The following is a 25,370-nucleotide window of genomic DNA, read 5'->3' on the forward strand; positions in this document are numbered from 1 at the left end:
TCAATGGCGCACCCCCAAGTAAAGGTCTCTGCTGTATCCCGACCAGCTGCAAATCACATAGCGGCTGTTCAACGTTTGGACGACCTCATAGCCCTCGATAGTTGAAGAAGCTACCTTCCGTGAGGTGCGGATGCTCCTGCCATCTGCAAATCGTCCCCGATCATCGCCGTAGATGACGCCAATCATCCCCAGCGGATCTGGAACTACACAGATGAGATACCCCGAAATCTGGGCGCCAAAGTCAATCTTCATGGCTGTAGCGACAATCGTCGGAATGCCATCGTGCCCCTGAGCATCGTGAAGGACTTCACTGTTCAACATGTTCTCGTCACCCGTAACCAGTCAGCGCACATCGTGAAAAGGCGCCAGTGCACCATTTTGAAAATACCAATGGGCGACTGCGAACAAATCACCCGTCTGCCATTCGACGATGCAATACCCGGCTCGCTCGTATCGGCGTACGACCGTAGTCGTGTGCGCTGGTAGACCAAAGGGCAAATCGGATGAATCCCGCAAGAACAACAACCCGGTCATGCGCGGTGGGCGATCCAGTGCACAGATGAAGCCCCCCAAAACATCCTCGCCGGCCAAGTCCAGCTGAGCCTTGCGGACAACCTCTGGCAACTTGTTGAAATGGAAGTCAGCGCGCGTGGTGCCGAAGCTCTTGATGTAGAAGCGAGTGCGCTTTGGTTGCGAAATCTCATCCGAGTTCATGAACACAAAGCCCAAGAACTCGATACCTGGTCACTTGACCCCCTTGATTGAGCTTGGCCGGAATCACCGGTCGCCTCGCCGCTCTTGTCGGCGAAGCAAAATCACTAAACGCCCCCACAGCCGAGCGTGCCATTCGCCTAGACCCATCGTCGAACTCGGTGGCGATACATCCCGCTTGAGTGTCCAAACGTACCCCGTCATCTACTCGAATTACCGCTCAATTGACCCGCTTGCCTAGGCGAAAGCGGAGTGCTTGCCGTGGCGAGAAGCCATGCCAGCAATTCGTCGGTTTAGCGATATATTGATACCCGTGCACAATCAGCCGCGCTCAGCATCCACAAGTGCAGATACGGATTGCCTCACCGTGAATCTCACCCGGAATCAGAATCGTCACTCGATCAAATATATAGAGTTGAGAGACGCAAAGCAAACACGGCATACCATCGATTTTGAAGGTAGGCCCAGTAATGTCTTTGCGTAACGCCTTGGCGTCGGTGACGCAGCTCCTGCGGACGGAGCGCGGAATGTCTCAGCAAGACCTGAGCGTCAATATCACTAAATCGCACGTCAGTGCCGTAGAGAACGCCAAAACGTCACTGACCACAGACTCCCTCGACGAGCTCTGCAAATCCCTTCAACTGCATCCAGTAGCCTTCCTTGCGCTCGTGTATGCAGCGCAGGAGCAGAGATCCGCCGCTGACGTCATCACGTCGGCGCACGCCGATCTTTCCAAAATGGCGTTGCTGTATGTGCCAGTCAAACCTGCCCCTGTGAAAAGAGCTCACCCGCGAGTTGCAGACGCCGAAAAAGTCACTCGCGCGGTTCAAGAACTCAAAGACGCAGGGCACACGCGTGCTGAAGTTGCGCGAATGCTGGGCGTGTCGGAGCCTACTGTCAGACGCCACTGGAACCGTCCTCTGGCCTGAAGTTTGGGTTTGGGTGATGCTGGCTAGCCTGCTGGAAGTTGGCGATCTATCAGTGTCCACGCTCGGATGTTCCTGGCACACGGCGAAGACTGGTGGCTGGCGCAAAGCCGGAAAAGTACGTCGAGGACGCAGGTGTGTAGTAAAAGCATCAGGTTGAGTGGCACAGGCTGAGGGTGTTTGGGGATGTTCCTTTCTGAACCTGCTCACCCCTAACCCATTGCCAAATTGAGAATCATATGACAGCGCATTCATCCGTCTACGCCAAATACCCTGCCATGCAATCCGAACGAATCCTGTCCCTGTTTTGGATGCTGATCGCGACCCTCGCGGTTGCTGCCACTTTCTCCGAGCCCCCACCCTTTCTGCCTCAAGATTTCGGCGCCTGCGCACGGTACTTCAGCGACCACACGCGTTTGCTCGCACTGGTGTTTCTTGGGCTCGCGCGTTTCGCTGCCTTGTCAATACCAACCACGGAAAACACTCGATGAACGGGAATGAAGGCCGCTTTAGTCGTCGCGCGAAGATATTTGCCCTATGTACACTTCTCATAGCGGTCTGCGAAACCATATCGACGATCGCTGGGCCCTGGCTAACCTACCTCTACCCGCCCGAATCGCCAGATGGACTGAACCCTAAATTCATAGGCATGTGGCAGGAAAAATATGAGTATCCAGATCGGAATGGGCTTGTAGGATTTGAAGGCACGACGCAGTTTTTTGCTAACAAAACGTATACCGTCAGGGGACTGTTGAAGATCACAGAATTCAAACCTGGCTCACCCTCGCCGGACGTCGTCAGTTACGATTTCAATGGCAACGGCGAATGGCAAGCTACGGACGATGAGCTTCTCACCAAGTTGCTTAACGTAAAAACAGGACTGATCGGCGTATCCGTCGCTGGCCAGCCCATCCCTGTGTACCCCACAGCCTACGCCCAGAGCGCCTTGAAGACCGAGTTGGAACAAGGGCTGCTGCTGGCCCAGTCACAGCAGTACGACATCCGCAGCGTTAAGAAGAATGAGATCACCCTTGAAACAAATGGCCTGCACGCTGACAGTTACATCATCAACATGGCTCGAACCAAACAGATGTACTTAAGGCAGCTGTAGCACCTCTTGCAAAGATCTTACTCGCCGTTTTCATTACATTGTTGGAAGCTCGCCCTTGTCTGAACAGCTCGTTAAGTCACCCTTGGATTGGATCGACGCAATCATCAAGCTACTGCCATATGTGGGGGCGATCGCGCTGATGCTTTATGTGGTATTCAGAACCAACGCGATGTTTTACGTCGTTTACCGTTGGCACCAACTCCTGGGCGCTACGAAAGGCTTCCACAATAAATTTGCGCAGCGTGTGTGGGCTGACCACGAAGACCTCCAGCGCTTCAACCTTTGGTTCGGCCTGAACCTCAGCACCTCTAAACACATGGCAAAGCTGCTTTCCTGGTTGAATCGCCATGAACTGACAATCGAAGAGTTGTGTCGAGCTCGACGCTACTTCGACGCCAACGAACTTGAGTTCAAAATCCCCTCGAAGCTGCGGCGAAGGACGGTTCGATCCTCGATGCTGCTCGCGATAATGCTTCTTATAACTGTGGCCTATGTCTTTACCGAGACACGGTATGCGTGGCTAACGGTTAAAAAAACCCATACGACGTTCTGGGTTCAACCAAATAGCGCATTCAATGGCAGTGGCAATTGGTTGCCATGGGCCCAGTCAGACCAGTGGGCGGTGGACAATCAATATTGCCTGTTTTCCGACGACTTGGAGCCTTTCAAGGAGCAGTGGGATAAGGATGTCGTCTGCAGCCTGGTGCTAGGCAATTACAACCAGAAAATCGAAGACATTATTGGTGAACAGTTTGCGATTGGAATGAGCGCTTTCGGGGCAGCAGTCGCCTGCATCTTTTTTCTCATATTCATCATGCTATGTGAGGCCAGCGCCCAAGGGCTGAAGAAGAAGATTGCCGACGCGGAGGGTAGCGGTCTGTAGGGCAACCTCAATCCAGATGATTAAAGTAACAGGGGCGTCTATCCCATATATGGAATAGATTCCGGCCATCCCAGTAACTTACGGCTCCACGATCATCGACTTTTCGTTTCGCTCTGAAAACCGTGTTTGAATTCTTAAAGCCGAGCACTCTGTCGTCGAGCCTCGGAATCTCATGCCCGTCAAGCCCGCCAGGGCCCCCACCCACGTTAACTCTTGGAAGAATCATTAGCAGAGCGGCATGCCGGGTTTCCTTAAGAACAAGTGCAAACACGTTTCCGATGGTGTAATGGCCCGAATGGGCATGAACAACGCTGACGTGCTGTCCCCGCTCAACCTTATGCAAAACAGATAGGACATGAGCGTTTGATATCAGCGTCGACTTGTCCTTAACCACCCCACCTTCAGCATCCTTGCACCATTGGACAACATCATCCGATGTTTTGAGCTCAAGAACGCCAGACGATCGTCGTGCGAAGGCTTCGGCGCTCGGCAAGTACCGCGAGGTGGTGACAAAGATACCGCGACCCACTCCATCATTGGCCATGACACCCCGGAGCGCAGCCACAGCCTCCAGCCCAATGGGGTTCGATGGCGAATAGCGCTTGGCCTGGACATAGGCGAGCGTATCTCCCAAAGGCCCGCGCTGAAGCAGTTTTACATCGACCCCGCCATCTCCTGAACCAGGCCCCACTTCCGATTCGTAGCCTTGGCTTTGAAAAAGCCGGTACAAAAATATCTCAAACTCCCTGTGGTGGAGATTGTGAAGGCGCTCCGGGCGAGTTTGAAAGTACTGATAAAGCTCGGCATACAAGTCTCCAAAATCCTCGACGATAAGGCTGCACACCCATTTCCACTGAAAGTACGCGTCATAGGCGGCTTGGAGCTCCTCGGTTATCGCGTAGAAATAGTAGGAAATACCGTCATAGTTCTCGTACCAGAAACCATGCCTGTCGGCGATCTGATCAAACTGAGTCCGCGAAGGGGGACTCAGGTCGCCATCCAGCATTTGTGCTAAAGGGCCAGAACTGTGTAAAACAAAGGTCACCGCATCTTGGCCAGGCTCACCATCGACCCGCTGCGCGTAGGTAGTAAAGCCACTCTCGTACCAGATATCGTGAGACACTGCCCACGCCCTGAGATCGGCCTGAGCGTTTGAGATTCGTTTCTCCAGCTCTGCGTCTGAGTAAGCCACTACGCTCATTTCGTCCAACCACTCCTGAGCTATACAGTTTTAGGCTGGCCTCGTCGTACCTGCGAGACCAACCCCTCGTTCCATATCAGATCAAGTCAGCCCTCGTGACATCTTGCAGAGCATCCTCAACCCTCAGTGGGCATATCGTCCGAGCTGTCGTACCCCGCTGCGCATGACGTCAATTAGCCAATTTAGCTTGCGGTAAAAGTTGTCGGCATCAACCAAGAAGCCGAGACGCCCACCAATTTCGTTTCTCTCGCTGACCAATGCCATGTACTCAGCCCGGTGAGTCAAACCCGCAACAATCATGCCCTGCTGCATCATGGTCAGTTTACGGTGACGGTCGATGTCCGCAGCGAAGCGCACAAAGTAGCGATTATTGAGCAGACGATGCCGACTCAGCATCAGGCAGTAGGCGCTACATCCCACCAAGAACACCTTCATCATGCTGATGTGAATGCCAACAAACGCGCTCAGATACTCCGCGAGTTGCGGTGTCTTGTAGCATGCAGCGGCGTACAAAACCGGCCACATGGCAATCGCAAACAGGGCCTGGTTGGTAGGAGGAGTGGCAAACGCTTGGCTAAAAATGCGACGCAGTCGATTCATTGAAGCTCCTAGTGGCAGTAGTCGACTCAGCTGAAAGTGGGGCTGAGCTGAGTCAGCTTCTACTTCAAGCCTCGACGTCGCAAGCCAAAACCAATAGTCGTTTTCTCGAATCCGATCAGAACGCTGCCGGACGCGCAGGCGAGAATACTGGGCTGTTGTTCACTATACGCAGCCAGGCCCTAAGCGCCGCTTTCATATCAATCCAATATCAAAGTCAATGCCTTGGCGAAACCCTAGCTGCAACCAAGCCTGGGCGCTATTGGTGCTGGCACAGCGTGAGGTATTTGGGTTCAGGATCAGAGCAAAACGGAGGCAGGAGAGACGAAACCGCAACTATCTGCTACACCTCTTGGGTATACGTACGCTGAGGAAGCGAGACTGCCACCGTTCGACAGTCCTAGGCAGTCACCGGGGAGAGGTTGATCTCCAAGCACAGAAATTTACCACTTGCCACACGAACTGTTCATACATACAGTATAGATAAGCAAGGGCGTCGACCGCATGACCGTTTAAGGAATCGAATCGCCCAGGCAGGCAAAACTCGTATAAGCTTTGCCGCCCGAAAAACTTCCACGTCCGTCAATGTCCAACGTCCGTCGTTAAGCGACAGGTAGGATTCACATGAGTAAGCGGCATCACAATCTGAGGCTCTCACCGCCTCGATGCACGTTCTGCGGCGCCACATGGCAGCCTGCGGAAGGCGTTGATGCGCTCGCCAATTATTGCCCCAGCTGCGCCGATACTCGCCGTGCAGCCGCTCAGGCTCATTTCCAGCTCAAACCCCTGAGCGCTGCAGACTTTGTCGACGGGTACCTTCTGCCCCGCCGCATGCGTACTGCCGCTGGCTAGCATCGCACGTTACCCGAAGTACTTTTCCAGCTCCCGATCAACCTGTTTGCGGCCTATCACACCCTGCGACGCGCCCAAGGTTTTGTTACGCCCGTCGCCCAGCGGCTGACTCCACGCTCTCCACTCATGGCGCCGCTCAGCGTGCATCGTCCATTCCACCACGTTCAGTCGCTTGGGGGACTGCAGCTCCCAACGCACCAAGTCTGGAGTGATGTTGGGCACCGTCCACAAGGGTTCGATGGGAAGGTCTGCAATGGCGTTCAAGGCTTCGTGACTGGAAACGTAGCGGGCAGCAGGATCGTCCGCCAGCATCTTGCGAATAACCCTACGCCAGCGCTTAGGGACATGGGGAAGCCAGCGCAAGCGATCAGCGAGACCGCCTTGGGCCACGATATCTGCAGGAGCTTCGTTCTGCAGGATGTACCAGACTTCACCATGTAACAGCCTGAAGAGCGTCATCCCCAGCGCCCATATGTCTGTCCTGATGCTCGTCGGCCCGCCCTGCCAGACCTCGAATGCGATGTGATCGGCGTACCCGGCAGCCGAGCCATATCCCAGAAGTAATCTATCCGTGACCAGCCCGAAATCACCGAGCTTCGCCATCCCTGTGTGATCAAGCAGAACGTTGCCGGGCTTGATATCCCTGTGCAGCATTGCCCGTCCGTGAAGCGATCCCAAGCCAATGAGGACATCCGTTGCCGCCTTACGCACCGCTGCAAGAGTCATCGGCCCTGCCTGATATCGGGTGTGCAAAGACCCCCCAGGGCAGTAAGTCATGGTGAAGCGAATCGAGTCACCGAGATCCTCAATACCAAAGACCTGCACAACGTTGCGGTGGGTCGCAGTTGACAGATGCCGCGCCTCGGCGAGAAATTCCCTTTTGGTATCCACCCACTGTTCGTCGGTCTCTTCCGGTTTGCGTGACATGACCTTGACCGCCACCTCACCATGAACACCGTCTCGCGCCAGATACACATCGCCAAAGGCACCGCTCCCTAGATGCCTGATGATCTCCAGTTCCGGAACTACGCTGCTCATGGACGAGCCCTGTGAGCCACTACCAGCATGGCAGCCTCACGACTGCCCTTGCGAAGGTTCGCGCCTTCGAGGTGCTCATCCCAGAAAGCATCGTCTTTAACGCAGTCATCAACCTTCCGGCCATAGGTTCGGCTGATCACGTCTTTCTTGAGCACTCTGGTCTCACAGGTCGAGGCTGCCGCACACATGATTATCCCGCGAAGCTCTGCACCTTCGAGCAGGCCCTTGCTCGCCCCGCCTTGCGATGGCGCGCTGCCCTTAATCACTACCTGGTCAACGTTGTTCCCTTCAAGGAAATCCTTGCAGCGATGGAGGATCGTGTCGTAGGCCTTGGAGCGGTCGCCCGAAGGCAGCTTCCAGGTTTCGTCTCGAATCAGGGTGATGGGGGCTTCCGGGTCATCCGGGATGGTGGTATCGACTACCGTTACCTCATTTGCAACCACAGCCAATGCTACGCAACGAGTTGCCATGTACTTTTCCTTGTGAAGGCAATTAAATATCACTCATGGTATTACAGAGTTGAACGTCGTCAACCGGTCTCTGGTCGGCGATATCGCGTCGACGTTAATGATTTCGCCCGCAGCGGGAACTGGTACCCAACTACAGAGAATGCGTCGTGGGCGATCATTTCTGTGCACAACGGCACGCCGGGCGCTCGGCCCTTTGGGTGGTAGCGGTCTGGGCTTGTCTGGAAGTATGGCTACTGACCGACACCGCCGAATTGGCCGGTTTGAGTAATAACTGACATGGAATTTGATTTTGGATAACCGGCAAGCAAAACCACGGAAAGGGCTCGGACGACTGAAAAACGGCGGGGCCACCACATGGTTCTGGACAAAAAAACTCTTCCTTGGCGTGTGCCAGCTCATCGGCACGAGCTGGGGGTCGCTGATCATCGCGTTGCTGACCATCGGAAGCGCCGCCATGATTTCGGTCATGAGTGGTGACATCAAAGCCGAGTACACCGCGACCCAAACGTGGGATGACTTTTTCGCGACCAGCTATCTCTGGCCTTCCATCGAGTTTTCCATCGCAGCCGTGTTCGCGGTCTTCCTTCGAGAGATTGGGGTGATCACAACAACGAGAGCCAAGGAGAAAGAACTTCAAGATCGCCTGACCACCATGCCGCCAAAGCAATTCCTGGCTGCGTACAGCGACACCATGATTGATATCAGGTTCCACTTCGAAAACCTTGCGCAGGACAATTCAACTCCAGTATCCAAGCAGACCGTTGCGGCTGATATTCGACTATACCTGACGAAAATCCTTATCCTCGCTCAGAACTGGGACAGCGCGCCGAAGGAAACCTATCGCGCCAACATCATGTTGGTTGAGCGTGATAAAGACCTGATTCGCCGGCAGTACACACAGGAAGTCAACAATAGTCCTTTCTTTCTGTTCGGATCAAACATTGACGCACGGCTAGATAACGCGGATGGAATCTTACATATCAGCGATCTCGAATTATCCACTTATGTGGGTGGTGAAGAGTTTGCGAAACCAGACACCGATATCCTGCCAATCTGCTTCCCTTTCTGCATGGACGCTAAAGATCATGCAAAATCACACCCCAACATTCCGGGCGGCCCGGTGGCCGTGGCGTCGGGTCAGTCACAGTATATCCAAGACTCTCGCACTCACTTTAAAGAGTGGCTCGACCAAGAGGCAGTAGAGAATAAACATTTAACCGAGCACTACAAGTCAACCATTGCCAGTTATTACAGCAGCCACCGCTACGCAACCTCCATTCTGTCCATTCCTCTACTGCCCAGGAATATGGGAAGCAAAGACAATGGAGATAAGTTTCCGGTCGCATGCCTTAACATTTATAACAATAAAGCAAACATCTTAATGGGCGATAGTCGCAATGCACAGTTTGTTCAGCTATTGCAGCCTATTTGCGCGTATCTACACGATATGATATCATTATACCGTACTTTTATTGACACGGAGGCAAACGACAATGACTGAATTTGCTCCTGCTGCAGTGCGAGCTGAGAATCCAGCTGACGCTGGAGTTGATGCCTCCGTTGCTCTGAAGAACAAAGCTTTCGCTAAGATATACAGCGGTCGGATGTCCCGCGATGAATTGAGGGCGTCCATGATTGCCAAGGCGAAAGATGTTGTTGAGAAGGGCATCGGATCCCTCGACATGGTGACCGTGGTAGAGCACCGGTAAGGCTCCCCTGTTACTCGCCCCGCAGAAGGCCACCGAAAGGTGGCTTTCTTGTATCTGCGGGACTGAGGATCTTGGCTGCTTAGGCTACCCCTATCTTCAGCTAGACGATCGCACGCGTACAGCTAAGTCAGCCATTGAACCTGACTTTTCATGCGTCTGACCACTGATGGTGTAAACCTATTTTTTAACGTGTAAATCCAACGGTTTACACGTTAAAAAATAGGTTTACACCGTTTCCGAGGGACAACCAAAGGGCTGGACTGTAGCGGCTGGCATTTCAACGCCAGACAGGTTCAATAGGCGCGTCGAACGGGGCAAGGATACATCGCTTGCCAGTGCTGAACATGTACTCAACATGCAGCCCCTTACACCCAACGATCAAGGCCAGCAAAGGACGGGCGTCGCGCCGGTCAGCAGCTAGGATCTGCCACTCAGTTAAATCGATCGAGGACGGCGCTGGATAGTTTTGCGGATGGGTATGCCACTCTCCAACATAGCGCACCAGTCCTCTGCTCTCCTTCCAGCGCTTCATCGCGAGCTTGTGGTGAATATAGGGCATTCGCTCAAAAAGGAACCTGAACCGCCTGTCCCAGAAAGAGGGCTCTGTCGCCTCGATAATCTCCAAGTGCTCGCCACGCACATGGCCAAGCAGAATCCCACCCGCCTCGTTCAAGTTGATGCCTTCCTGGATGTACCGTTTGAATACCTCTAGCGGTTGCTCACGCAGATACACCAGCTGTTGAGTACCAGGTACGACCCACGTCGCTATGTGCGGCATACTGGGCAACCGATGTGCGGGAGTGGCGAGCAATCTGGCGTCGCCGACTCATAACTGTGATCGGTCAGCCGCGTGCAGAGCGAAGGCCAAGGGTTGTCAGCTACCCACGCCAATGCAGAGTCCAATCCAAGGGCCGCTGCCTGAATCGACACCGATGCAGGGAATGGCACATAAAGGCCTTCACACCCCTGCCCGGCAAAGATTGGCTCAACTCCACCTATCACGGATAACAACTCTCCCTGTTTATTGGCTTCAGTTACGCAGCGGTAGCACCCTTGCTCATCGCGGTGCTTGATCAGCGAGCGCACTGCTACCCCTGCCCCCTCTATCCAAACGTGCAAAGTAGAACAGGACGTCGACTTAGCGAGCCAGTGCCCGAATGACTCCTCACCGGTGGCATCGATGATGAGATCTAAGTCAGCCAAATTGACGTCTTTGGCGTCATTGTTGAAGCCTCGCACCTGGACACTGGGCATGATGATCTTCAACTCGTCCGCAAGCGCTTCAGATTTAGAACGGAACAGATAATTGAAGCCAAGCCGGTGGCGACCCAGATTTTGAGGCATCAAGTAGTCATTATCGATCAACGACAGCTCGCCACCTCCGATTCCAGCGCCCGCCTTAACCAGCATCTCAGCCAAGAACCCCCCGATAGTGCCGCAGCCGATCAAACCGATCCGCTTACCTGCAAACGTGGTCTGGCCGGGGATGTTGCGTTCCGCCAGGTATTTATCATCGAGACGAAGCATCTTTAAGGGTTTTATAGGACATTCGAAAATGGGGAGGCGTTGGTCGACCGATCGCTGACCAGGAGGTCGGTTACGCTGCAGGTCGTGCACGATGAACCCGTAGCTGTATATCGTTTTCTCAGACTCGATGACGATCATCAGAGCGCGAGTTCCTTCACGGTAAGCTGCGGTAACTCTGTCGCGAATCTTGCGCCTGCAGGCATCGTCAAGTTCGTGCTGCCAGTCAAGAATCTCATCCAGCGTTTTAGGAGGCCAGTTGTCCTGCAGAGGTCTAGGGGCTGCGCTGGACGTGATCATCGCGACCTTCGATGTGATTCTGTCAATCGCCCGCCCTGGACGCGCAAATTTGGCCCGACTTCGCTCAGCATCGTCAGTCAGCACGTACATCGTGCTGTCCGAGAGCTGAAGAAGCTCAACCATGCCGGATTCGCGCCTCTCGATATCATGGAAGCAGTAATCACCGTTCCAGTAGACAAAGAACTCCTCTTGCAGATCTTCTTTCATCTTCCCGGCCAGAATCTGTTCAATAACCTCCGTCGCCTGAAGCAGGGATGTACGGGTTTGAGTGACCGGGTCAAAGATATCGATGACCTCGGTGCCCGGCGCCGAATAGCACAGATAGCCGTCAGGCGAGAGGTGGGGCACAACACGAGGAAGGGCCTTCGGAAGCCCAGTGAGCCAGAGCTGGAGCGGCCTTTCGAAGGATGGGTCTAGCCATACCTCACACTGGACTGTTCCCTGAGTGGCCGTGACCAGCTCACCCGCCATCGCGAGCCAGCCCGTACTCGGCTGAGGTTCCACCTTGGTGAACCCCCACTCCTTCATGTGACGCAGCACCTCCGGCATCGCGCTCATGGATCAGCCCGCCTTAGTACGCTTCACTGGCTCCGCAGGCCCGGCCAGAGGTGCGATCGCAGCCATTGAGGCCGGCATGCTCTCAGGGTTCGACTTCATACGATAGGGGGCATAGGGGAATCGGTCACCGAGCATCTGGTGCAACCAATTATTGGCGGTATGGGCATCGGTTGCGTCAATTGCGCCTTCAAGGTAGCGAGCAAACTCTTCAAAAAACTCTACGGCATCTGCAAGGGCTTCCTTTGCCATAGGAGCAGTGAGCGATGCGTCTGGATCGATTGGACTTGCGACCCCGTTGCGCAGAGCGTCTGGAATGCCCTTGACCACGTTTAACAACGCGCGGTCATCGCGCTTGTCGAAGAATTGGAACAACGGACAGGCTGCAGCCATGAGCAGAATCGAGCTCGGGCCCTTGTCCTCCCATCTCTTATCCCGAAATGCCTTCAGGTAGCGCACGACGCGTATGAGCTGGTCACCTTTTTCAAGGCACTCACGCTTGAACCAGTTCTTCATCGCCATAGGATCAGACTTACGCCACCCCTGCTTGCGGTCAGCCAGCAGAATTTTGTCCGAGGGCAATGTCTTCCAGCTGTCTCGTTCAGAATTTATCGCGCTATCGAAGACCGCACGGCCACGGCTCTCCATGTTGGCTTTGATCAACTCAAACAAGGTGTCAGGGATCACGTACAGCGGGAGATCGATGTGTGCGGAAGGTGAAATAGTGACCCGCACGCAAGTGTCTTTAGCCTGGGTATGCCAACCCCTTTCAGCGCACATAGGGCCGAGCACATCGATAACTGCGTCAAAGAACAAAGCGATAGCGAGCTTGGGGCTGCTCTCTTCGCGCATGACACTCAGCGGAAGGTAGACACCGTCATCGATATCCGACTGCTGAGGTGGGGTTGTACAGGGGCTGTTCAGCGTTTTGTAGGCGCGCGATCCCTGGATATAAAATCGTGGTTCGCAGATGTCGCCTTCCAAACCTTTATCACGAAGGGCGCCAGGAAGCTCGGCCTTCAGGGCCTCCCGGATATCTTTACGGGCACCATCGATCTGGGCCAACTCTTCGGGGGCGAGATTAAGCTCGTCAAGGAAGCAAGCTTCCCCAGTGGTAGTGAACAGCAAGGGACTGAAATTGGGCATGAAGCCTCCGCTCAGGCGCTAAATGAACGGTGCCTCCAGCAACTGCTGACTATCACATCGAGACTACCGAGCGCGCGATGCACCCCTGAATCTCGTCACTGCCACCCTACGCCAACCACGTAATTCCAGAGGGTGCAGTCTTTCCCGGTTTGTCAGCTACCATGCTCGATGACACGTGAGATGACACGTGAGATGACACGTGAGATGACATAGTGCCATACCACAACATGTAGATCAACATGTCGCCACTGATACTACATCTAGTACAAACCGGTACCTGATCAATACCTCTGCCATGATGATCAGGCGGCTTTAGACCTTGTGAAGGTCACCAAGCCTGCGGTGTTCAGCCCTTCAGTCCACTTGCGATCTGTAAAGTAGGTGCCTTCCATGTACAGCTCACCACCTGACTCCTTCACAAACACTCGGGCAGCGCCGGTGTGGGTACTGGTATCGGTAGCCACGGGAATTTGTGTGTAGTTGATGAACATATAATTCAGCTCCAACAGACCAGTCTGATCGCTGGGCCGCACAGAGACGCTAATGGTCTTAGATTCTGAATAGCCATCGGCTGATGCGAATTCCAATTTGACGCTGAACAGACGCGCTTTGATTTTGACTTTGCCAGGAACGGTGATCAGAGAAGCCCCATCGCCTTGGCCGAGCCATTTCTGCATGATCCCCCAATTGGACTTCAGCTCCATGTCCCACTCCCCATCAATGGGGGGTAGATACGATCGAACAAAAGGGAGCCTGCAGATCAAAACGAATACAGGGGTCTGACCTAGCACCCAGAAAATGCCAGCTGCGATCGTGACTGCTGACGTAATGGGTCGTCGTAGATCCATAAGCGGCCCCGCTACCAATGCCGAGATGTCGCTATGGTTCATGACCAGGAAGACCACCACACAGGTGGTAGCGAAGTACCCTAGGGTCTTGGTGATCCCCATGACTTGATACATTCCGCACCTCAATTTTGGCTGTCAGCGTCTTACCCTATACGCTCGCCAATATGGTGTATATGACAATCCAGATTGCGATTGCTTCGGGGCATTGATGACGCTTACGAAGGTCAATTGGCCGAACCCGTACATACTTGAACCCGCGCTCGCCCCGCCTATTTGGAGCCCTGTTCTGATCGCTGCTTTGGGCCTGTCCCCGCCCCTTCGCCGTGACTAACCACTGAATCCCCCAAAGCATTCACAAATGGCCTCACCTTTCGATCAGAACGCGCCCCCAACTAAATCACCTTGCCCTTCAATTTCTCAACGCTCCACACGTGCAGCCGGTACGTAAGCATCCGGCGAACACACCTTCCAGATCTCAACGATAAGGGCGATGGTTTCCACGTCATCTGCCCTACAGCGTCTAGATCATCCGGGCGTCGAACATCGCGAGCCCGGAGTTTCTGGTGCTCTCAAAGTCCGTCCAACACGAGCAACCCACGAATCTCACTCCGTCGAGCTCGACGCTTCTTCGTTCCAAAAAAGTGGAGATTTGGCTTGGCCTCCGACTTCAGGCATCCGAAAGCCTTGCCACATGCCGATCCATACAATTCATGATTTCCGGCAACCAGGATTACGGGTTTATCGAAGTGATCGCTTGCTCACTCAAAGCTCCGACCTTGATATTAACGTCGCCGGGCAACAGAGCCACGTCATAGAGGCCAGGATCGGAAGCTGCAGCTAACGAAACTCTAGGTGGAGAGACGTAACGTGCATAAAGCCCGAAGCGGTGGAAGCGAAGTCTAGCTTCAACCTTGTTTTTTGAGGAATCTCAAAGCTCAGTCTCGTATGCTTCCTGAGACTAGGAAATGAATACCAGCCACCACCTCGGCACCGCAAGTAGTGCAGGCAGTGGTTACTTCAAGCGCGGATTCGGCAAGGCGCAACTCGCCGGCATGGCCGCATGCGGCACAGCGGTACACGTAGAGCACAAGTGGAGTTGGTGACGGCATAGTCGATTTTTCCTTGAACGGATCAGTTGCTACCCGATGAGGGCAACGGTTTCGGCCAGCCCGACCACCTTTTTCATCTGATGGGCCAGCGAGTTGGTCGCCGCTTGATAGGCCTCCAACAAGCGCGCTGACTCGGCTTGATGCCAATCACGATCGTAAGGTTTTGGCAGAATCTGATGGTCGATCAGAGCCTCGCGGGCAAGATTCGCGGCATCCAGTTCAGCTTTGAAGGTGTCACTGTCGATCATGGGCATGGCGGGTTTTCCCTGCTCGATCCTGGGCGCGGGTATCGCGCCTATCTCTACGTCCTCGGCCCCGGTTTTTTAGGCCAGGGCTTGAGGGTGCAGCTGAGCGAATTCCTAGATGTTAGAAAGCCTTGAACGAACCATGCTCATGGCGGCTTCATTCAACTGATGCAGCTTGGCACCTGTCGTTTCGCTCACTGGCAATCCTTCAGGCTGAGCCAAGTCGGTCAGGCTGCACAAACGGTCGATCTGAGCATGAACATCCCCACGCTCAATATCTTCCTCACCCGCACGTTCAGATTTGATGAGCCATTCGAGCTGGGCGAGTTCTCGCTCAACAACGGCGATTAGCGCCTGTTCCCAGTTTTTTGCCATGCTACGTCCAGATCGGTTTACGGCCGCGAGAGTCGCGCCCTAGTACTGCCAAAGCCCGCACGGCGGCGGGGTGGATGGGCAGCGACTTTTCCGTGGATTCAGATGGTTTTTTTAGACCTGATTAAGTCTTCCAAATTTGGTATTACATTGGCGTCGAGGTGATCCCGCATACGCGGACTCAGATGGTGCTCGGTGGGAGTTTCTATGCCCACTTGACGCGTCCATTCCCGCAAAACGCCTACCAGGACCATGCTGACAACGTGACCATCTTCCATGTACTGGAGCAGGAAAGCTTTTAGCCTCTTCCTTCCCTCATCGGAATGCAGGTCATAGCCTCCGGGAACGTCATGTAGCCGATGCGCGATGATGTTGCGATGTTGGAGAAAGCTAGCCAATTTATCGTCGAAGGTGCGATGTAGATCTACCCGACTCCTTAACGATTTGAGCATTTGCCCCAATGTTTGTTTTGAATGTCGCTCTAGTAGGTGCTGTACCTGTTCCACAGTTTGCAGTGGCTCGTCGTGCAAAGGAAACGTAAGGCAACTGCTCAATAGGCGCTCAACACCCTGCCCCGCGATCACAGCAAGGCCCAGTGTCTTCAACACATCGTCCTGTACAGGCTTGTAGCCCGAAGGCGTTTCTTTTTCCATGATCATGTCAGTCCCTGATGCGCTGGACGCCAAAAGGCATTTCTTTCCTAGTTACTGGCGGCCGTCTTCAACCAGGTCGAAGCAGTTGCCCAAGATGGACGGGCGGCGCGCAGCACCGACAAGCTTGCGGCCATCAGACAGAACTACTTCTGCGCGGATCAGCCCATCGCGGACAAGGTTGTCCTGATGGTCAACCATAACCGACCAGGTACGTTGCGGCTCGTTGTAGAACAGGGTAGCGGTGACGCCAGGGTGGCAGGTTGTAGTTTCCAGCCCTGGGCTGCTGTAGATCAGGGTCAAATCGATGGGGCCGAGGTAATCCATGGTGCCTTTCATTCCGTCGCAAGTGAGGTGCGAAAGCCGCCCTCTGGTACTGGCAAAACCCGCACTGGGCGGGCTGTTGATGCAACAGGCTTTCATCCATGACCTACCTGTGATCTCTTTTTGCACATCGGAAAAGTTCTGGAAGCGATTTTCCGTGCTAGCGAGTTTCTGTAATCACCAGGTTGCGGTGCTGGTCGATCGCAGCAGTCAACCGTTTATCCTGAGCGGCTTTAATCCATTTCAAAGCAATGTGCCCGGACGCTACGCCCGATTTAGAGGCTGCCCGATCAATTTGATCCTTCACTGCGAGCCAGCTGTAAGCCTCCGCAAGACGAAAGTAATGCAGCAGCTCAATCGAAACTCGCTTCACGAGGTTCACTTCTGTTTCGGTGGACTTGTTAAAAGCATCCATCAATGCAATGAAATCATTCATTTCGTCATTCCTGCTGAGTTGGTCTTCAGCATCCATGTTGAACCATGCTTCAACTTCTGGCAACAGGAATATTGAACTGTAGTTCAATCTATCATCTGGAAGACCTCGCACTGCATCATCCCAGTGAGGTTCCCGCTCTGGGTCATTGCCGATTTTGCTGATCCATGCGACCGATTTCTCCCAACGTTCCGAAAGCATTCGCCCCGTCCATCCCTTGCGTCGGTACTCAGCTTTGAACTCATCGGGTGACATCCTGGTGTTCATCAAATGATTCTCCGTACAATATCGCCCAAGCGCGCTGGATCGCCCGCACAGAGTTTTTTCACTGCCTCTAGGCTCTCGATACCAAGTATCTCGCTGATGTGCCGCAGATCGATCCCTCTACGCTTAAGCTTGACCGCCAATGTCCTCCGCCCTGACTGCGCGCTGGCTCCCTCAATGCCAGCAAGACCAAACAACCGCGTATAGAGTCGGCTGAGTTGGTTCGCGCTGTAGTACGTTTTACCGTCGCGCCGTTGAGCGCTGATCTTCAATCCTTCGCCAGTGCGACCGGACACGAACAACGGCGAGTCTGGATCGAGACCACGAAAAGCCATCAACCTGGTCGTAACGCCGTGACCGCGAGCGAGCCGTTCGGCCAAGTGCGCGTCTATAGCATTGGTCAACTTCTTGCTGGTCCAGCACAAAGGCCTAGAACGATGGTTGTAGGCGATTTCTGCACGCACCTGGGAATCGATCAGCACAGCGCCTGACTCGGTGAGGTAGTCGCTCACACGCAGGCGGCAAATCTCCGTCACGGTCATTCCGGTGCCAAAGCAGGTAAGCAGCAACGCCGCATCTCGACCGCCGTTCTCTTGGCTGCTCACTTTGGCGACTCTCACAGCGTGTTCAAGCTGCTCATCTTCGATAACAATCGCCTTGGGCATGTTTCACTCTAAATGCTGATTTGACATCAATCCTGACATAGTACGTCAACAAAAAGGCCGGAGGTAGCCCCGGCCTGTTGGTGTTACTCGCGTTCACGGAAAATGGGATTCCACACGCTCAGCCATCAGCGTTGGGCTGCTTCTACACACGCAAATCCGAATAGCCTTCAATTGTCACTGACATTTCGGCGGGCCTTTTAGGTGCAGACTTCAGCGGGACAAATGCCGGCAGCGAAAGTGTTGCGGATTGGTCTCGATAGAGCGGCAGCCATTTGCGGATGACATTAGCGTTGATGCCGTGGCTGATGGCAACGCTGGACACGGTTGCAGGCATTCCTGAACGACCTGGGCCTTGAATGGTTTGGGATAAGAGCTTCGTTGGCGCATGGAAATCCTGGTGATAAGGGTGATCGAATCCGCTTAAAAATACGCGGACACCATCGCCCCTAAAGCTGGAGTTCGGAAAGCGAGTTCGCCGGACGCTTACGCCGGTGCTTTAACCGGCTCGATTGATCTCGATCACATGCTCAGTGAACTGCACCAAGGATGAGATAGCCCCACCCCCCTTCCTATCCAGATAGAACCCAGTAATCCCGATAGCTTCAGGGCCGTGCCGATCGCACTGCATGGAGTCACCAATCATCACAACACGCTCGCCTGATGGCGGCATGCCCCGCGCTGGATTGACTCCAAGCTGATGACAGATATCGCGGTAGATGCCTGGGTGCGGTTTCATCTCGCCGACCTTGTAACTCAAGGCAAAGCCATGGACGTCGCTGAAAAGCTGGCGGAGAACAGGGCCGTAGGGCGCGGCCAAGTTCGAGCAGATACCTGTAGCTATTCCCTCGGCCTTGAGCAACCGAAGCGCATCGATTGCGTCGGGATACACAGTGATGGAGTCGAGCTCATCCGTCAGGTCATGCTGCAAGGACATCATTTGCGCAGGGCTCACACAAATACCGAACGTTTCGGCAGCAGCGTCCAGGTCGAGGCTGGAAGTCATCAAACGATGGAGGTCAGCAGCACTTGGCCTGCGTCCTTGGAGAGCGCCTAGGCGAAGGAGCTGCCTATACGGATGGCGCTTGCGTCCAATCTGAACGACTGTTCCGAATGCGTCGAAAATCGCGGCTGCGATGGGCATGCGGTGGAACTCCTGCTTGTATAACCTTCAGCAAGCATACGGACGCGTCACGAGCGTTAGGTGGCACACCTCAGCCAAGGTGCGCCGCTGCTCCAGCGGCGCCTCGCAACTATCGTGACCAGCCCTCTCCGACGCTGATCCCGTGGTGGGAAAAGTCTTGAAGCAGTTGTTTGCGGCTCAGCCTGGCTGGAATTCTGAAGACTTGCGAATAGGCTTGATACAACATAAATGGGATCAAGGCCAATCCGAGCCCATACGTTGCAATTGCCACAATGACTCCAGCAGGAATTGCGGCGATACCGATCAGAACCCCGCTCCAAAAGCCCCTTCGGGACAACCCGCGAACTTCATCCAGATCATACTCAATTGTGCCGCTTTGGATTTCAAACGCTACCAAGACCACTGCCGATCTATGAACGTTTTTTACAAACCACGTTCTCGGAGTGTCAGGGGCAAATGCACCACGGCGCTCCAAGTATTTAGGAATGATCAAATTCTTAAAGTAGATGTTCTTACCAGACTCATCTAATAGGCGTACTTTTTTATAGAGACGCGCATAGTCGTCAGCTGAGCTGGATTCAAAATTTTTAACCGTAACAGTGACTTTCTTCAGCTCTGACATCCTGACTTCCTTTAGGCCCTATCCTGTACAGCAAAAATTTTGACTAACCTAGCCATCCGCATGGCCATCCTTGATGGTCAGCTCAGACGCAGGGCTTCGCGGGCAACCAAAGCGGAATTCCCCTCTCGCACGGGGTGCAATCCGCAACACCAATACTGGCAAAAAGCCCACACGATTAAATATATAGATTTGTTCGGACTCAAGCAAACACGGCATACCGTCTGCTTTTGAGATGCCGCAATGTCGATTCAGGAAGGCTTCGCCGCAGCGCTGCGGCTGATCCGTGCGACCAAGAGCCTGACCCAAAAAGATCTAACGGGCCGGGTAACTGGATCGCACGTGAGTCAACTGGAAAGCGGCAAAACCAGTCCTACAGTCAAAGCGGCGGGAGAGCTGGCCCAGGCGCTCGGCATCACGCCGTCGGCCTTGTTGGCCGTTGCGGTAGCCGCTGATTCCGAGGTCACCCCCAAAGAGGTATTGCTGAGGGCGATTAGTGAGCTCGAAAACCTTGGACTGGCTGATAAGATTCCGCAGCTCTCAGCTCAGGCAATGGATACAACGCATCCGACCAGCGTTCGAGCTGCCGCAACTCGCGCTCAAGTCCAAGGACTGAAGAGCCAAGGGCTCAGACAAGTCGATGTCGCGAAGGAATTGGGGATTCCAAGGACGACCGTTCAGCGCCATTGGCATTGATGTCCACTGACCGTCTGTATCACGTGTAGAAGGCCAATTGATCTAGGGTCAGGATTACCTGGTGCGCCCTGACCATCGTGTAGCTCCCAATACCTGCATCTCCATGCCCCACGAGGTGCCGGGAAACCGAGCCTTGCGTGAGGTCGTCCGGGTCATAGTAGGCGAACATGTAGTTCAACAGGTAGCGGTTGAATTCGGTGGTTAGGAACAGGGTACCGGGGCCACCAGTTCGTTTTTCTGCGCTCTCAATGGCAAGGCCGAGAAGCGCTTTGGTCTTCCGGCCTTGCCATTGTGAGCTCGGTACGCCCCGTTCAATATGCCCTCAATCTCCGTCACCAGGACTTTGATACCCGCGATTGGCTTTCCTTGAGCCAACGTCTCGACGCCCTCCTTGAGTAGGGGTTCTTTTACTGCGAAATGCGGTTGGGCAAACCAACGAGAGAGCACTCACGTAGGTGATTGAGCTGCCGCTGAGCGACATCCACAAGTGCCTTCCCCCACGGCTTAGCCTGTTCGGGTTGCCGACCCATCAGCTCGACTCATTGTTAAGAAGTTCACGCGACGCTACTACATGGAAACTTGGCGGCTAGCACGTTGGATCAGTACAACGGGAGGTCATCAATCGCGCTGTGTCAGATAGACCGGCCTCCATCCACTCCCCATCAGATGCACGGCTAAGGCTCTTCCAGGCAGGAGCAGGAGCAGGAGCAGGAGCAGGAGCATCAAAGCCTTTTGGGCTTTGACTTCAAAGCCAAGGCAGAGGCGTCGACTGGGGCTACGCAGCTTGACAAGAAATAGGTGGTTTCAGGGATTGTGGGAAAACATGAAATTCGTCGAAGATCAGTAAGCCCACACCGTCCAGCGCCGGGTCGTCCTGCAAGCGCCGGGTGAGGATGCCTTCGGTGACCACTTCGATACGCGTCTTCGGGCCAACCTTGCTGTCGAGGCGGATGCGATAGCCGACGGTTTCACCGACCTGCTCGCCGAGCTCGCTGGCCAAACGTTCCGCCGCCGCCCGCGCAGCCAGACGCCGAGGTTCGAGCATGACGATGGTCTGCCCGGCCAGCCAGGCTTCGTTGAGCAAGGCCAAAGGCACGCGGGTGGTTTTACCGGCGCCGGGCGGTGCTTCGAGCACGGCTTCGTGGCGTGACGCGAGGGCTTCACGCAGGGCGGGTAAAACATCGTCGATTGGCAAAGAAATCATGCTGGCTCCCCAGGGCGTGCCCACAGTAAATTGCGAGTCGCGTTAAAGCTGTGAGCGTGCCAGGCAAGGCGCCGGACGCGGGCAAGGGTCGTTTCCTTGCCAAGTCCCGCAACGCAGCATGGCGCGTTCACAGCTTTAGCCCGGAGGGCCGAACCCCGATAGAATTCATCAGCCTTCACGCGGTGTCGATCTGGAGAAAACAACTTCAATCCTCAACGTATTTCAGTAGGGGTGAGACGAGGCCGCAATTTACTGTGGGTACGCCCTGCCCGCCGCGAGTATAACGACGAACTGTCTGACGTTCGTCAGGGTCTTAACTTCACAAGACGAAGCTTCGTTATTTGATGACTCAGGAGACATTTCCATGCGCTTACCCTCTCGCCTGATCGGCGGTGTTCTGGTTGCCACTCTGCTCACGCAACTGTCGGCGTGCGGTTCGATTTTCTACCCGGACCGCCGTGGCCAGATCGACGGCAAGATCGACCCGGCGATTGCCGTGCTTGATGCCGTCGGCCTGCTGTTCTACATCATTCCCGGGCTGATCGCGTTTGCCGTCGACTTCGCCACCGGGGCGATCTATTTCGAACCGGGCCACACCGCGCAGATCGATCCGGCCAAGCTCAAGCAAGCCATTGGCCCGGATGGACAGGTCGACAATCACAAGTTGCAGGCGATTCTCGAGAGCGAACTGGGTAAAGACTTTCCTCTCGACGACCCGCGCCTGATCCAGCACAAGGGCAGCACTCAGCAACTGGCGATGTTCGGCCTGCAACCCGCCGCTTGAATAAGGACGTTCAATGACCTCCAGCCCCGAACACGCCCGCCTGCTGCGGCTGGCGACCCGCGCCTCGGTGGCGGTCGCGTGCACGCTGATCGTCGCCAAAGCGATTGCCTGGTGGCTCAGCGGATCGGTGAGCATGCTCGCCGGCCTCACCGACTCGGCGCTGGATGGCGTCACCTCGATGCTCAATCTGCTGGCGGTGCATTACGCACTGCGTCCGGCGGATGACGATCACCGTTATGGCCATGGCAAAGCCGAATCGCTGGCGGGCATGGCGCAGGCGTTGTTCATTGGTGGCAGCGCGGTGTTGATCGCGTTTCAGGCCTACGAGCGCTTGCAGAAACCAGAGCCGCTTGGCGCGCCGTGGCTGAGCATCGGTGTGATCGTTTTTTCCCTGCTGCTGACCGCGGCACTGCTGATGTTGCAGCACGGGGTGATCAAGCAGACCGGCTCCAACGCCGTACGCGCCGACTCACTGCATTACCGTTCGGACCTGCTGCTCAACGGCAGCATCCTGATCGCGCTGGTGTTGGCCGGGATGGGTTTTGCGCAACTGGATGCGTGGTTCGGTTTGGGCATCGCCGTGTACATTTTCTGGAGTGCGATCCAGATCGCCCGGGAAAGTTTTTCGGTGTTGATGGACGAGGAACTGCCGACCGATGTCAGCCAGCACATGCTCGAACTGGCCTGCAGCGTGCCGGGGGTGCTCGGTGCGCATGACCTGCGCACGCGGATTTCTGGCAATCACTGGTTCGTGCAATTGCACCTGGAACTGCCGGGCGAACTGACCCTGTCAGTCGCCCATGGCATCAGCGATCAAGCGGCGGCGGCGATTCATAAGGCCTATCCGAAGGCCGAAGTGCTGGTGCACGCTGACCCTGTAAAAGCAGCCACAAGCGACAAGCCTCTAGCTTCAAGCTTGTAGCTCGTAGCTCGTAGCTCGTAGCTTGCAGCTTGTAGCTGCCCCTATCTGACCTGATAACCGCGACTGCTCAGGCAATTGCCCTGCGCCTGGCGATAGGCCTGAACCACTTCGGGTGCCGGTTGGTAGGTCGCGGTGCGCGGGTCGAAACCGCTTTGCTGCACCGCGTACTGCGAGCACTGGTAACCGTCCTGTTGCACCTGCTGCGGCGACTGGCCGTTGGCCGGATAGGCTTCGACGTCATAGCCCTGAGCTTGCGGTTGCGGCGGTTGCTGCAGCGGCGGCTCGACCACCACGTAATCCTGCGTCGCCTCCTGATAGGCGTAATACGAGCCGGCGGCGAGGAACAGCAGCGAGCCGCCGATCCACACTTCACGGGCGTAATCCGGCAAATACTGGATGCGGATCCCGCGCGGTGGCTGCACGACGATGTAGCGCGGGCCTTGCGGGCGATACCAGTAGCCGCCGGAATAGAAGTAATCCTGACCGCGATACGGCACGCGGTAATCACGATCCGGAAAACGATCGATCACATGGCCCGGACGATATTGCGGGCTAGGCCCCCAGCCATTGCCATGACCGTTCGGCCGTCCCGGCCAGCGGTTGTCATCGGGACGCGGCCGCGTCTGCCACTGTTGATTGTGGTAACCGTTCTGCGGGCGCTCGTCGCGGTAGTAACCCTGACGCGGCTCCTGAGTCTGGTGCACGGCGTCGGGTCGCGGCTGGATCGGCAGGTTGTTGCCCGGCTGGCGAGGCGGTTCTGGACGATCATCGACACGGTTGCGGTTCTGCCATTGACCGTCATTGTTGTGCGGCTGGCCGTTGTGCTCGAACTGACGGCTGTTGTCGCCACGGATGATCCCGTCGTTCTGCGGCCCGTTGCCCGGCCCACGATTCTGCGGCTCATCGGCCAGCGCTTGCGCACTGACACCCACACACAGCAAACCAACACCGGCCAGACGCCAGATGCGCGAATTCATGCTTTTCCTCACTGCGGGAGCCTGTCGTTGGCAGGGCTTGTTGCTGAGACTCGAAACAGCCCCACCGGGTTCTGCAACAGGTTATCAGTCGCGCGACTTATTTATTGAGGCGCCAACATGAAATCGCAGGCAAGAAAAAAGGGAGACCCGTCGGCCTCCCTTCTGGAGAACTTCGTCCTGGCTCGACGCTTTTGACGTCGGCTCACCTCACGCCGTCTTCTGGACAGTGTGCAGCTCGGGGGCCGGCACATCCCCGGTGGGGGTGGCGGCCGCGGCGGGCCTGATTGGGCGGGCCGCGTGGACTGTGTTACCGAGCAGTGATTCTGGTGTTAAGAATAAGCCTGAGGCTGCGACAGAGGATTGCGAAAATTGCTCAATTAAACACCGCTTGCGCAATTTTTAACCCTGGATAGATAATCTGCCGCAATAGTTACGACCAAGGACAGATTGATGAGCAAACTCGACCGGTATGACCTGAGTATTTTGGCGGAATTGCAGCGCGACGCCCGTATCTCCAACCAGGAACTGGCCGAGCGCATCGGTCTGTCGCCATCGCCTTGCTCGCGCCGGGTCAAGCAACTGGAAGACGATGGCTATATCTCGCGCCAGGTGGCGCTGCTCGATCGCAAGATGCTCGGCTTGAGCCTGACCGCGTATGTGCTGATCGGCATGGACCGGCACACGCCGGAACGCTTCGAGAATTTCGAAGCGGCAATCCGCACATTGCCGCAAGTGCTGGAGTGCAGCCTGGTAACCGGAGTGGATGCCGACTACCAGTTGAAAGTGGTGGTGCCGGATATGGATCACTATCAAAAGTTGCTGTTGGGGCATCTGACCCGGATCGAGGGGGTCACCAGCGTGCGGTCGAGTTTTGTGCTGAATCAGGTTTTGAACAGTACTGAATTGCCGCTGACTCATTTGCGTAGCTGATATCCCTTTCGCGAGCAGGCTCGCTCCCACATTTGGAATGCATTTCAACCTGTGGGAGCGAGCCTGCTCGCGAAGGGGCCGGCACAGGCGACGCAGATCAATGCCCCGCCATCCGCCCTTGGCGTATACTCGCCGCCGCCCTTTCAGCCCTGTCCGCGCCGGAG

30 protein-coding genes and 1 pseudogene are annotated in these 25,370 nt (G+C 55.3%); 10 read left to right on the top strand and 21 right to left on the bottom strand.

All coding sequences use genetic code 11. The features are described 5' to 3' along the window. Window positions 1-321 carry a hypothetical protein gene (locus BXA01_RS12135; RefSeq protein ID WP_083957553.1) on the bottom strand — a complete coding sequence of 107 codons (321 nt, stop codon included), beginning with the start codon at window positions 319-321 and terminating at the stop codon, window positions 1-3. A 21-nt stretch (window positions 322-342) separates the two neighbouring features. Further along, window positions 343-720, bottom strand: a complete 378-nt coding sequence (locus BXA01_RS12140) for a hypothetical protein (protein WP_231991045.1) — start codon at window positions 718-720, stop codon at window positions 343-345. Window positions 721-1,238: 518 nt separating this feature from the next. On the opposite strand from BXA01_RS12140, the gene BXA01_RS12145 reads away from it, so the two are divergent. From BXA01_RS12145 to BXA01_RS12160, 3 genes are all read left to right on the top strand, one after another. Beyond that, on the top strand, window positions 1,239-1,640 hold the full coding sequence (locus tag BXA01_RS12145; RefSeq protein WP_172834006.1) for a helix-turn-helix domain-containing protein: 402 nt from the start codon (window positions 1,239-1,241) through the stop codon (window positions 1,638-1,640). 484 nt (window positions 1,641-2,124) lie between these two features. Then, on the top strand, window positions 2,125-2,748 hold the full coding sequence (locus tag BXA01_RS12155) for a hypothetical protein (protein WP_076564239.1): 624 nt from the start codon (window positions 2,125-2,127) through the stop codon (window positions 2,746-2,748). Between the two features lie 55 nt (window positions 2,749-2,803). Next, window positions 2,804-3,631, top strand: coding sequence for a DUF6216 family protein (locus BXA01_RS12160; RefSeq protein ID WP_076564240.1), 828 nt, complete (start codon window positions 2,804-2,806; stop codon window positions 3,629-3,631). Window positions 3,632-3,638: 7 nt separating this feature from the next. Here the strand turns inward: BXA01_RS12160 and BXA01_RS12165 are convergent, their stop codons facing one another. The 4 genes from BXA01_RS12165 to BXA01_RS12185 form a co-directional block, all read right to left on the bottom strand. After that, a complete protein-coding gene (locus BXA01_RS12165) occupies window positions 3,639-4,832 on the bottom strand; it encodes a restriction endonuclease (RefSeq protein WP_076564241.1) in 1,194 nt (397 codons plus the stop codon). Between the two features lie 123 nt (window positions 4,833-4,955). Next, complete coding sequence (locus tag BXA01_RS12170) at window positions 4,956-5,432, bottom strand: hypothetical protein (RefSeq protein ID WP_076564242.1); 477 nt, start codon at window positions 5,430-5,432, stop codon at window positions 4,956-4,958. Between the two features lie 858 nt (window positions 5,433-6,290). Further along, entirely contained in the window at window positions 6,291-7,319 is a 1,029-nt protein-coding gene (locus BXA01_RS12180; RefSeq protein WP_076564244.1) for a serine/threonine-protein kinase, read from the bottom strand. Then, complete coding sequence (locus BXA01_RS12185) at window positions 7,316-7,789, bottom strand: hypothetical protein (RefSeq protein WP_076564245.1); 474 nt, start codon at window positions 7,787-7,789, stop codon at window positions 7,316-7,318. The genes BXA01_RS12180 and BXA01_RS12185 overlap by 4 nt, the downstream gene beginning before the upstream one ends. Window positions 7,790-8,078: 289 nt before the next feature. Here BXA01_RS12185 and BXA01_RS12190 point away from each other — a divergent pair, with 289 nt between their 5' ends. Continuing rightward, window positions 8,079-9,290, top strand: coding sequence for a hypothetical protein (locus BXA01_RS12190; RefSeq protein ID WP_076564246.1), 1,212 nt, complete (start codon window positions 8,079-8,081; stop codon window positions 9,288-9,290). Then, complete coding sequence (locus tag BXA01_RS12195) at window positions 9,283-9,498, top strand: hypothetical protein (RefSeq protein WP_076564247.1); 216 nt, start codon at window positions 9,283-9,285, stop codon at window positions 9,496-9,498. Before BXA01_RS12190 ends, BXA01_RS12195 begins: the two co-directional genes overlap by 8 nt. A gap of 277 nt (window positions 9,499-9,775) precedes the next feature. Here BXA01_RS12195 and BXA01_RS12200 read toward each other — a convergent pair whose 3' ends face one another. From BXA01_RS12200 to BXA01_RS27300, 4 genes are all read right to left on the bottom strand, one after another. After that, window positions 9,776-10,171, bottom strand: a complete 396-nt coding sequence (locus BXA01_RS12200; protein WP_231991032.1) for a Mov34/MPN/PAD-1 family protein — start codon at window positions 10,169-10,171, stop codon at window positions 9,776-9,778. A gap of 92 nt (window positions 10,172-10,263) precedes the next feature. Next, on the bottom strand, window positions 10,264-11,880 hold the full coding sequence (locus BXA01_RS12205; protein ID WP_076564249.1) for a ThiF family adenylyltransferase: 1,617 nt from the start codon (window positions 11,878-11,880) through the stop codon (window positions 10,264-10,266). A 3-nt stretch (window positions 11,881-11,883) separates the two neighbouring features. Next, the gene (locus tag BXA01_RS12210; RefSeq protein ID WP_076564250.1) at window positions 11,884-13,023 is read right to left on the bottom strand and encodes a CBASS cGAMP synthase; all 1,140 of its coding nucleotides are present in this window, start codon (window positions 13,021-13,023) and stop codon (window positions 11,884-11,886) included. Window positions 13,024-13,325: 302 nt separating this feature from the next. Next, window positions 13,326-13,727: a hypothetical protein gene (locus BXA01_RS27300; protein WP_231991033.1), complete on the bottom strand. Its 402-nt coding sequence runs from the start codon at window positions 13,725-13,727 to the stop codon at window positions 13,326-13,328. Window positions 13,728-14,836: 1,109 nt separating this feature from the next. Between BXA01_RS27300 and BXA01_RS26965 the strand changes: the two genes are divergently transcribed. Beyond that, window positions 14,837-14,974: a hypothetical protein gene (locus BXA01_RS26965; RefSeq protein ID WP_157115965.1), complete on the top strand. Its 138-nt coding sequence runs from the start codon at window positions 14,837-14,839 to the stop codon at window positions 14,972-14,974. Window positions 14,975-15,009: 35 nt separating this feature from the next. On the opposite strand, the gene BXA01_RS12220 is transcribed toward BXA01_RS26965, so the two are convergent. From BXA01_RS12220 to BXA01_RS12255, 9 genes are all read right to left on the bottom strand, one after another. Continuing rightward, window positions 15,010-15,234, bottom strand: a complete 225-nt coding sequence (locus BXA01_RS12220; RefSeq protein WP_076564252.1) for a hypothetical protein — start codon at window positions 15,232-15,234, stop codon at window positions 15,010-15,012. A 105-nt stretch (window positions 15,235-15,339) separates the two neighbouring features. After that, window positions 15,340-15,600, bottom strand: coding sequence for a hypothetical protein (locus BXA01_RS12225; RefSeq protein WP_076564253.1), 261 nt, complete (start codon window positions 15,598-15,600; stop codon window positions 15,340-15,342). Between the two features lie 98 nt (window positions 15,601-15,698). Further along, a complete protein-coding gene (locus BXA01_RS12230) occupies window positions 15,699-16,250 on the bottom strand; it encodes a hypothetical protein (protein WP_076567720.1) in 552 nt (183 codons plus the stop codon). A gap of 51 nt (window positions 16,251-16,301) precedes the next feature. Then, entirely contained in the window at window positions 16,302-16,574 is a 273-nt protein-coding gene (locus BXA01_RS12235; protein WP_076564254.1) for a hypothetical protein, read from the bottom strand. 157 nt (window positions 16,575-16,731) lie between these two features. Then, window positions 16,732-17,271 carry a hypothetical protein gene (locus tag BXA01_RS12240; protein WP_076564255.1) on the bottom strand — a complete coding sequence of 180 codons (540 nt, stop codon included), beginning with the start codon at window positions 17,269-17,271 and terminating at the stop codon, window positions 16,732-16,734. After that, the gene (locus tag BXA01_RS12245; RefSeq protein WP_076564256.1) at window positions 17,271-17,933 is read right to left on the bottom strand and encodes a tyrosine-type recombinase/integrase; all 663 of its coding nucleotides are present in this window, start codon (window positions 17,931-17,933) and stop codon (window positions 17,271-17,273) included. Before BXA01_RS12245 ends, BXA01_RS12240 begins: the two co-directional genes overlap by 1 nt. A gap of 142 nt (window positions 17,934-18,075) precedes the next feature. After that, window positions 18,076-18,255, bottom strand: a complete 180-nt coding sequence (locus BXA01_RS26970; RefSeq protein ID WP_157115966.1) for a hypothetical protein — start codon at window positions 18,253-18,255, stop codon at window positions 18,076-18,078. Between the two features lie 174 nt (window positions 18,256-18,429). Then, window positions 18,430-19,074, bottom strand: a complete 645-nt coding sequence (locus BXA01_RS12250) for an HAD family hydrolase (RefSeq protein WP_076564257.1) — start codon at window positions 19,072-19,074, stop codon at window positions 18,430-18,432. A 109-nt stretch (window positions 19,075-19,183) separates the two neighbouring features. Next, window positions 19,184-19,696, bottom strand: coding sequence for a hypothetical protein (locus tag BXA01_RS12255; RefSeq protein WP_076564258.1), 513 nt, complete (start codon window positions 19,694-19,696; stop codon window positions 19,184-19,186). Window positions 19,697-19,936: 240 nt separating this feature from the next. Between BXA01_RS12255 and BXA01_RS12260 the strand changes: the two genes are divergently transcribed. Beyond that, window positions 19,937-20,389: a helix-turn-helix domain-containing protein gene (locus BXA01_RS12260; RefSeq protein WP_076564259.1), complete on the top strand. Its 453-nt coding sequence runs from the start codon at window positions 19,937-19,939 to the stop codon at window positions 20,387-20,389. Window positions 20,390-21,212: 823 nt separating this feature from the next. Here BXA01_RS12260 and BXA01_RS12270 read toward each other — a convergent pair. Then, window positions 21,213-21,593 (bottom strand): annotated as a pseudogene (locus BXA01_RS12270) (DEAD/DEAH box helicase); the annotation flags it as partial. Window positions 21,594-21,957: 364 nt separating this feature from the next. Between BXA01_RS12270 and BXA01_RS12275 the strand changes: the two are divergent. Together BXA01_RS12275 and BXA01_RS12280 are read left to right on the top strand one after the other, a co-directional pair. Then, on the top strand, window positions 21,958-22,377 hold the full coding sequence (locus tag BXA01_RS12275; protein ID WP_042610556.1) for a hypothetical protein: 420 nt from the start codon (window positions 21,958-21,960) through the stop codon (window positions 22,375-22,377). Window positions 22,378-22,390: 13 nt separating this feature from the next. Further along, complete coding sequence (locus BXA01_RS12280; RefSeq protein ID WP_076564261.1) at window positions 22,391-23,299, top strand: cation diffusion facilitator family transporter; 909 nt, start codon at window positions 22,391-22,393, stop codon at window positions 23,297-23,299. A gap of 41 nt (window positions 23,300-23,340) precedes the next feature. Here BXA01_RS12280 and BXA01_RS12285 read toward each other — a convergent pair whose 3' ends face one another. Then, window positions 23,341-24,276, bottom strand: a complete 936-nt coding sequence (locus BXA01_RS12285) for a DUF6515 family protein (RefSeq protein ID WP_076564262.1) — start codon at window positions 24,274-24,276, stop codon at window positions 23,341-23,343. Window positions 24,277-24,726: 450 nt separating this feature from the next. Here BXA01_RS12285 and BXA01_RS12290 point away from each other — a divergent pair, with 450 nt between their 5' ends. Continuing rightward, entirely contained in the window at window positions 24,727-25,206 is a 480-nt protein-coding gene (locus tag BXA01_RS12290; RefSeq protein ID WP_007909658.1) for an Lrp/AsnC family transcriptional regulator, read from the top strand. Window positions 25,207-25,370 lie beyond the last annotated feature (164 nt).

Origin of the sequence: Pseudomonas sp. B10, assembly GCF_900156235.1 — a bacterium.
Classification (GTDB): Bacteria; Pseudomonadota; Gammaproteobacteria; order Pseudomonadales; family Pseudomonadaceae; genus Aquipseudomonas; species Aquipseudomonas siliginis.

What these genes read in the sequence shown, in the direction of transcription:
- BXA01_RS12135 (WP_083957553.1), bottom strand. Translation starts at nt 321, where the DNA reads ATGTTGAACAGTGAAGTCCTTCACGATGCTCAGGGGCACGATGGCATT.
- BXA01_RS12240 (WP_076564255.1), bottom strand. Translation starts at nt 17,271, where the DNA reads ATGAACACCAGGATGTCACCCGATGAGTTCAAAGCTGAGTACCGACGC.
- BXA01_RS12210 (WP_076564250.1), bottom strand. Translation starts at nt 13,023, where the DNA reads ATGCCCAATTTCAGTCCCTTGCTGTTCACTACCACTGGGGAAGCTTGC.
- BXA01_RS12170 (WP_076564242.1), bottom strand. Translation starts at nt 5,432, where the DNA reads ATGAATCGACTGCGTCGCATTTTTAGCCAAGCGTTTGCCACTCCTCCT.
- BXA01_RS12260 (WP_076564259.1), top strand. Translation starts at nt 19,937, where the DNA reads ATGTCGATTCAGGAAGGCTTCGCCGCAGCGCTGCGGCTGATCCGTGCG.
- BXA01_RS12165 (WP_076564241.1), bottom strand. Translation starts at nt 4,832, where the DNA reads ATGAGCGTAGTGGCTTACTCAGACGCAGAGCTGGAGAAACGAATCTCA.
- BXA01_RS27300 (WP_231991033.1), bottom strand. Translation starts at nt 13,727, where the DNA reads ATGGAGCTGAAGTCCAATTGGGGGATCATGCAGAAATGGCTCGGCCAA.
- BXA01_RS12235 (WP_076564254.1), bottom strand. Translation starts at nt 16,574, where the DNA reads ATGGATTACCTCGGCCCCATCGATTTGACCCTGATCTACAGCAGCCCA.
- BXA01_RS12205 (WP_076564249.1), bottom strand. Translation starts at nt 11,880, where the DNA reads ATGAGCGCGATGCCGGAGGTGCTGCGTCACATGAAGGAGTGGGGGTTC.
- BXA01_RS12225 (WP_076564253.1), bottom strand. Translation starts at nt 15,600, where the DNA reads ATGGCAAAAAACTGGGAACAGGCGCTAATCGCCGTTGTTGAGCGAGAA.
- BXA01_RS12280 (WP_076564261.1), top strand. Translation starts at nt 22,391, where the DNA reads ATGACCTCCAGCCCCGAACACGCCCGCCTGCTGCGGCTGGCGACCCGC.
- BXA01_RS12195 (WP_076564247.1), top strand. Translation starts at nt 9,283, where the DNA reads ATGACTGAATTTGCTCCTGCTGCAGTGCGAGCTGAGAATCCAGCTGAC.
- BXA01_RS26965 (WP_157115965.1), top strand. Translation starts at nt 14,837, where the DNA reads ATGAATACCAGCCACCACCTCGGCACCGCAAGTAGTGCAGGCAGTGGT.
- BXA01_RS12275 (WP_042610556.1), top strand. Translation starts at nt 21,958, where the DNA reads ATGCGCTTACCCTCTCGCCTGATCGGCGGTGTTCTGGTTGCCACTCTG.
- BXA01_RS12185 (WP_076564245.1), bottom strand. Translation starts at nt 7,789, where the DNA reads ATGGCAACTCGTTGCGTAGCATTGGCTGTGGTTGCAAATGAGGTAACG.
- BXA01_RS12180 (WP_076564244.1), bottom strand. Translation starts at nt 7,319, where the DNA reads ATGAGCAGCGTAGTTCCGGAACTGGAGATCATCAGGCATCTAGGGAGC.
- BXA01_RS12285 (WP_076564262.1), bottom strand. Translation starts at nt 24,276, where the DNA reads ATGAATTCGCGCATCTGGCGTCTGGCCGGTGTTGGTTTGCTGTGTGTG.
- BXA01_RS12155 (WP_076564239.1), top strand. Translation starts at nt 2,125, where the DNA reads ATGAACGGGAATGAAGGCCGCTTTAGTCGTCGCGCGAAGATATTTGCC.
- BXA01_RS12245 (WP_076564256.1), bottom strand. Translation starts at nt 17,933, where the DNA reads ATGCCCAAGGCGATTGTTATCGAAGATGAGCAGCTTGAACACGCTGTG.
- BXA01_RS12145 (WP_172834006.1), top strand. Translation starts at nt 1,239, where the DNA reads ATGTCTCAGCAAGACCTGAGCGTCAATATCACTAAATCGCACGTCAGT.
- BXA01_RS12250 (WP_076564257.1), bottom strand. Translation starts at nt 19,074, where the DNA reads ATGCCCATCGCAGCCGCGATTTTCGACGCATTCGGAACAGTCGTTCAG.
- BXA01_RS12255 (WP_076564258.1), bottom strand. Translation starts at nt 19,696, where the DNA reads ATGTCAGAGCTGAAGAAAGTCACTGTTACGGTTAAAAATTTTGAATCC.
- BXA01_RS12290 (WP_007909658.1), top strand. Translation starts at nt 24,727, where the DNA reads ATGAGCAAACTCGACCGGTATGACCTGAGTATTTTGGCGGAATTGCAG.
- BXA01_RS12230 (WP_076567720.1), bottom strand. Translation starts at nt 16,250, where the DNA reads ATGGAAAAAGAAACGCCTTCGGGCTACAAGCCTGTACAGGACGATGTG.
- BXA01_RS12220 (WP_076564252.1), bottom strand. Translation starts at nt 15,234, where the DNA reads ATGCCCATGATCGACAGTGACACCTTCAAAGCTGAACTGGATGCCGCG.